The organism is Xanthomonas sp. SHU 199 (assembly GCF_000364665.1).
Classification (GTDB): Bacteria; Pseudomonadota; Gammaproteobacteria; order Xanthomonadales; family Xanthomonadaceae; genus Xanthomonas_A; species Xanthomonas_A sontii.
Genome location: NZ_AQOI01000170.1, coordinates 1 through 4,681, shown reverse-complemented (window position 1 = coordinate 4,681; position 4,681 = coordinate 1). Strand labels below are relative to the sequence as shown.

Genomic DNA, 4,681 nt, shown 5'->3' with positions numbered 1-4,681 from the left:
AGGCCAGGTGTGGCGGCAGGTCGGAGCCGAGCAGCGACAGCGGCGCCAGCGCGCCGAGCAGGGTCAGCGCGGCCAGCAGCCAGCGCGAGGGGCGCCAGTCAAGCCGGCATGGCGCGGATGGAAGCGATGAGATCGGCGGCGCGTGCATCGGGACAGGCCTCGTAGCCCATGAACCAGCGCCACAACTTATCGTCCTCGCAATCGAGCAGGTATAGGAAAACCCCGCGCTCGTCCTCGGAAGCCTCCCCCCAACGCCGGTCCAGGTAGCGGCCGAACAACTGGTCCAGTTCGCGCATGCCGCGCCGGCAGCGCCAGCGCAGCTTCTTCAGTTCGGTGGTCTCGTCCATCGCATGCGCCCTTGCCTGGAGGCGGCGCCGCACGGCAGCCGCCGAAAACGAACGCGGCACCGAACCCGAAAGCCGGTGCCGCGCGGTCGGCGGGCAGGCCCGCCGCGTGGAACGTGCGCCGCTGCGATCAGGCGCGGCGCGCCATCATCAGCTTCTTGATCTCGGCGATCGCCAGCGCCGGGTTCAGCCCCTTCGGGCAGGTCCGCGCGCAGTTCATGATGGTGTGGCAGCGGTACAGCTTGAACGGATCTTCCAGATCGTCCAGGCGCGCACCGGTATCCTCGTCGCGCGAGTCGATGATCCAGCGGTAGGCCTGCAGCAGGATCGCCGGGCCCAGGTAACGCTCGCCGTTCCACCAGTAGCTCGGGCAGCTGGTCGAGCAGCACGCGCACAGGATGCACTCGTACAGGCCGTCGAGCTTCTTGCGGTCCTCCGGCGACTGCAGCCGCTCGCGGTCCGGCGGCGGCGGGGTCTGGGTGCGGATCCACGGCTTGATCGAGGCGTACTGCGCGTAGAAGTGGGTCAGGTCCGGCACCAGATCCTTGACCACGCTCATGTGCGGCAGCGGGTAGATCGGCACTTCCTTCTTGCCGCAGTCGCTGATCGCCTTGGTGCAGGCCAGCGTATTGGTGCCGTCGATGTTCATCGCGCACGACCCGCAGATGCCTTCGCGGCACGAGCGGCGGAAGGTCAGGGTCGGGTCGATCTCGTTCTTGATCTTGATCAGCGCGTCCAGAACCATCGGGCCGCACGCGTCCAGGTCCACCTCGTAGGTGTCGGTCCGCGGGTTGCTGTCGTCGTCCGGATTCCACCGGTAGACCTTGAAGGTCCGCACGTTCTTCGCGCCCTTGGCGGGAAAGTGCTTGCCCTTGCCGATCTTGGAATTCTTGGGGAGGGTGAACTCTGCCATGGCTTTTAAATCCGGGATTGGGGATTAGGGATTGGGGAGGCGTTGAGAGCAGGAAGCGAAGTGTTCGAATCCCGAATCACCAATCCCCAATCCCGGCTTTGGTCAGTAAACGCGCGGCTTCGGCGGCACCACGTCCACGTCCTTGCTGAGCGTGTACATGTGCACCGGGCGGTAGTCGAAGCTGCACTGGCCCTTGTCGTCGACGGTGACCAGCGTGTGCTTCTGCCAGTTGACGTCGTCGCGGTCGGGGAAATCCTCGTGGGCGTGCGCGCCGCGGCTTTCCTTGCGCTGTTCGGCCGAGTTGATCGTCGCCACCGCGTTGAGCAGCAGGTTGTTCAGCTCGTAGGTCTCGATCAGGTCGGAATTCCACACCAGCGAGCGGTCGGACACCTTGACGTCCTCGAAGCTGGCGAAGATGTCGGCCATCTTGTCCACGCCTTCCTTCAGCGTCTTGCTGGTGCGGAACACCGCCGCGTCGGACTGCATGGTGCGCTGCATCTTGTCGCGGATCACCGAAGTCGGGGTGCTGCCGTTGGCGTTGCGCAGCTTGTCCAGCAGGCCCAGCGCCTTGTCGCAGGCGTCGCCCGGCAGGCCCTTGTGCGGCGCGCCGGTCTTGATCGTCTCGGCGCAGCGGTTGGCCACCGCGCGGCCGAACACCACCAGGTCCAGCAGCGAGTTGGAGCCCAGGCGGTTGGCGCCGTGCACCGACACGCAGGCGGCCTCGCCGATGGCGTACAGGCCCGGCACCACGGCATCGGGGTTGTCGCCGTCCTTGCGCACCACTTCGCCGTGGTAGTTGGTCGGGATGCCGCCCATGTTGTAGTGCACGGTCGGGATCACCGGGATCGGCTGCTTGTGCACGTCGACACCGGCGAAGATGCGCGCGCTCTCGGCGATGCCGGGCAGCTTCTCGTCGATCACGCCCGGGCCGAGGTGGGTCAGGTCGAGCAGGATGTGGTCCTTGTGCTCGCCGACGCCGCGGCCTTCGCGGATTTCGATGGTCATCGAACGCGACACCACGTCGCGCGAGGCCAGATCCTTGTAGTGCGGCGCGTAGCGCTCCATGAAGCGCTCGCCGCTGCTGTTGCGCAGGATGCCGCCTTCGCCGCGCACGCCTTCGGTGATCAGGCAGCCGGCGCCGTAGATGCCGGTCGGGTGGAACTGCACGAACTCCATGTCCTGCATCGGCAGGCCGGCGCGCATCACCAGGCCGCCGCCGTCGCCGGTGCAGGTGTGCGCCGAGGTGGCGCTGAAGTAGGCGCGGCCGTAGCCGCCGGTGGCCAGCACCACGCCGTGGGCGCGGAACAGGTGCAGCGAGCCTTCGGCCATGTCCAGGGCGAGCACGCCGCGGCAGGCGCCTTCCTCGTCGAAGATCAGGTCGAGCGCGAAGTACTCGATCATGAAGCGCGCGTTGTGCGCCAGCGACTGCTGGTACAGCGTGTGCAGCATGGCGTGGCCGGTGCGGTCGGCGGCGGCGCAGGTGCGCTGCGCGGACGGGCCTTCGCCGTACTTGGTGGTCATGCCGCCGAACGGACGCTGGTAGATCTTGCCGTCCTCGGTGCGGCTGAACGGCACGCCGTAGTGCTCCAGCTCGATGATGGCCGGGATCGCCTCGCGGCACATGTACTCGATGGCGTCCTGGTCGCCCAGCCAGTCCGAGCCCTTGATGGTGTCGTAGAAGTGGTAGCGCCAGTCGTCCTCGCCCATGTTGCCGAGCGCGGCGGAGATGCCGCCCTGCGCGGCCACGGTGTGCGAACGGGTCGGGAAGACCTTGGTCAGGCAGACGGTCTGCAGGCCCTTCTGGGCCAGGCCGAAGGTGGCGCGCAGGCCGGCGCCGCCGGCGCCGACCACGACCATGTCGTACTTGTGTTCGGTGATCTTGTAAGCGGACATCGAATCTGAGTTCCTGTTCCGGGCGCCGATCAGGCGCTGCCCAGCGCGATGCGGGCGACCGCGAATACACCGACGATCGCGCCGAGCACGGCGACGAACTTCACCGTGGTCTGCAGCGCCAGGGCCAGCAGCGAGTTGTGTACGTAATCTTCGAGAATGACCTGCAGGCCGATCTGCGCGTGCCAGAACATCGCGATCAGGAAGCCGACCAGCAGCACCGCGTTCCACGGCTTGGCCACCGCTTCGGTGGCGGTGACGTAGTCGGCGCCGAGCAGGCTCAGCACGAACACCAGGAACCACACGGTCAGGCCGACCAGCGCGGTGGCGGTCAGCCGCTGCAGCACGAAATGCTCGGTGCCGGACTTGGCCGCGCCCAGGCCGCGGACGTTCTTCAGGGGGGTGCGATAGCGGCTCATGCGGCGGCTCCGTGGAGGACGTAGGCCCAGATCAGCGCCACGATCACCAGGCTGCCGACCACCGACATCCAGCTGCTGCGCACGAACGCGGGAATGCTGTAGCCATGGCCGAAGTCCTGCACGATGTGGCGCAGGCCGTTGCACAGGTGGTAGGCGAAGGCCCAGCTCCAGGCGAACAGGAATACCTGGCCGTACCAGGCGCCGGCCATGCCGCGGAAGCAGTTCCAGGACGCCGGGCCGAGCATCAGCACCAGCAGCGCGGCGGCGATGATCAGGGCACCGACCGACAGCACGATGCCGGTGGCACGGTGCAGGATGGAGGTGACCATCTGGATCTGCCAGCGATAGACCTGCAGATGCGGGGAAAGGGGACGTTCGCGCGTAGCCATTCGCTGGGCTCGTTGTCTCGGCTGGGCGGCGTGCTTAAGGCCGCGTTGGCTCAAAGCTGCTCAAAAATCGATGCAGCGTCCGTTTTTCTCCCAGTCGCCGTAGCGCGTCGGCTCGAGGCCGCCGCGCCCGCCGATCTCCCGCGGCGCAGGCTCGGTCTGCGGAGGGGTGTCCTCGGCGGGCCGCTGCGTTTCGGGATCGGACTCGGGTGTGGGGGTTGGTTGGCCTATCATGCGGGTCTCACAACTCGTCAATTTTAGTCCTCCCCTCTCGTGCCTGACAACCTGAATCTGGAATCCGGCGGTTTTTCCGCCTTGCCACACCTGCAATACGTCGCATTGCGCGGTCCGGATGCAGTGGCCTTCGCCCACGCGCAATTCGCCAACGACGTGCAGGCGCTGGCACCCGGGCAATGGCAATGGAACGCCTGGCTCACCGCCAAGGGCCGGGTGATCGCGGTGTTTGCGCTGCTGCGCCAGGCCGACGACGCCTTGCTGATGCTGCTGGCCGACGGCGGCGCCGACGAACTGGCAACGGCACTGGGCCGCTTCGTGTTCCGGCGCAAACTGCGCGTCACGGTCGAGGACACGCTGCATGCCTTCGGTCGTCTGAGCCTACCCGAGCAGGCCCGCGGCGCGGCGTCGACGCACGATGAGGCCGGCGTGATCGAACTGGACATGGGCGGCGACGGCCTGCCGCGCACCCTGCGCCTGGTGCCGACGCCGGCC

General features: G+C 67.3%; 6 protein-coding genes and 1 pseudogene. 1 reads left to right on the top strand and 6 read right to left on the bottom strand.

Features of this window, described 5'->3' with window-relative positions; all coding sequences use genetic code 11:
- Positions 1-98: 98 nt before the first annotated feature.
- The 6 genes from D183_RS0107405 to D183_RS26370 all read right to left on the bottom strand — a co-directional run bounded on the left by D183_RS0107405 (position 99) and on the right by D183_RS26370 (position 4,186).
- The gene (locus D183_RS0107405; RefSeq protein WP_017908443.1) at positions 99-347 is read right to left on the bottom strand and encodes an FAD assembly factor SdhE; all 249 of its coding nucleotides are present in this window, start codon (positions 345-347) and stop codon (positions 99-101) included.
- 127 nt (positions 348-474) lie between these two features.
- Positions 475-1,257 carry a succinate dehydrogenase iron-sulfur subunit gene (locus D183_RS0107400; protein ID WP_017908442.1) on the bottom strand — a complete coding sequence of 261 codons (783 nt, stop codon included), beginning with the start codon at positions 1,255-1,257 and terminating at the stop codon, positions 475-477.
- 102 nt (positions 1,258-1,359) lie between these two features.
- The gene (sdhA, locus tag D183_RS0107395) at positions 1,360-3,150 is read right to left on the bottom strand and encodes a succinate dehydrogenase flavoprotein subunit (RefSeq protein ID WP_017908441.1); all 1,791 of its coding nucleotides are present in this window, start codon (positions 3,148-3,150) and stop codon (positions 1,360-1,362) included.
- Between the two features lie 29 nt (positions 3,151-3,179).
- Positions 3,180-3,566 carry a succinate dehydrogenase, hydrophobic membrane anchor protein gene (gene sdhD, locus D183_RS0107390; RefSeq protein WP_017908440.1) on the bottom strand — a complete coding sequence of 129 codons (387 nt, stop codon included), beginning with the start codon at positions 3,564-3,566 and terminating at the stop codon, positions 3,180-3,182.
- Positions 3,563-3,955: a succinate dehydrogenase, cytochrome b556 subunit gene (sdhC, locus tag D183_RS0107385; RefSeq protein WP_026144277.1), complete on the bottom strand. Its 393-nt coding sequence runs from the start codon at positions 3,953-3,955 to the stop codon at positions 3,563-3,565. The genes sdhD and sdhC overlap by 4 nt, the downstream gene beginning before the upstream one ends.
- A gap of 60 nt (positions 3,956-4,015) precedes the next feature.
- Positions 4,016-4,186, bottom strand: coding sequence for a DUF1674 domain-containing protein (locus D183_RS26370; RefSeq protein WP_081481960.1), 171 nt, complete (start codon positions 4,184-4,186; stop codon positions 4,016-4,018).
- Between the two features lie 39 nt (positions 4,187-4,225).
- Between D183_RS26370 and D183_RS0107380 the strand changes: the two are divergent.
- Positions 4,226-4,681: pseudogene (locus tag D183_RS0107380) on the top strand (folate-binding protein); the annotation flags it as partial.

Excerpts from the sequence above, each read along its gene's own strand:
- D183_RS0107405 (WP_017908443.1), bottom strand. The coding sequence starts at position 347 with ATGGACGAGACCACCGAACTGAAGAAGCTGCGCTGGCGCTGCCGGCGC.
- D183_RS0107400 (WP_017908442.1), bottom strand. The coding sequence starts at position 1,257 with ATGGCAGAGTTCACCCTCCCCAAGAATTCCAAGATCGGCAAGGGCAAG.
- sdhA (WP_017908441.1), bottom strand. The coding sequence starts at position 3,150 with ATGTCCGCTTACAAGATCACCGAACACAAGTACGACATGGTCGTGGTC.
- sdhD (WP_017908440.1), bottom strand. The coding sequence starts at position 3,566 with ATGAGCCGCTATCGCACCCCCCTGAAGAACGTCCGCGGCCTGGGCGCG.
- sdhC (WP_026144277.1), bottom strand. The coding sequence starts at position 3,955 with ATGGCTACGCGCGAACGTCCCCTTTCCCCGCATCTGCAGGTCTATCGC.
- D183_RS26370 (WP_081481960.1), bottom strand. The coding sequence starts at position 4,186 with ATGATAGGCCAACCAACCCCCACACCCGAGTCCGATCCCGAAACGCAG.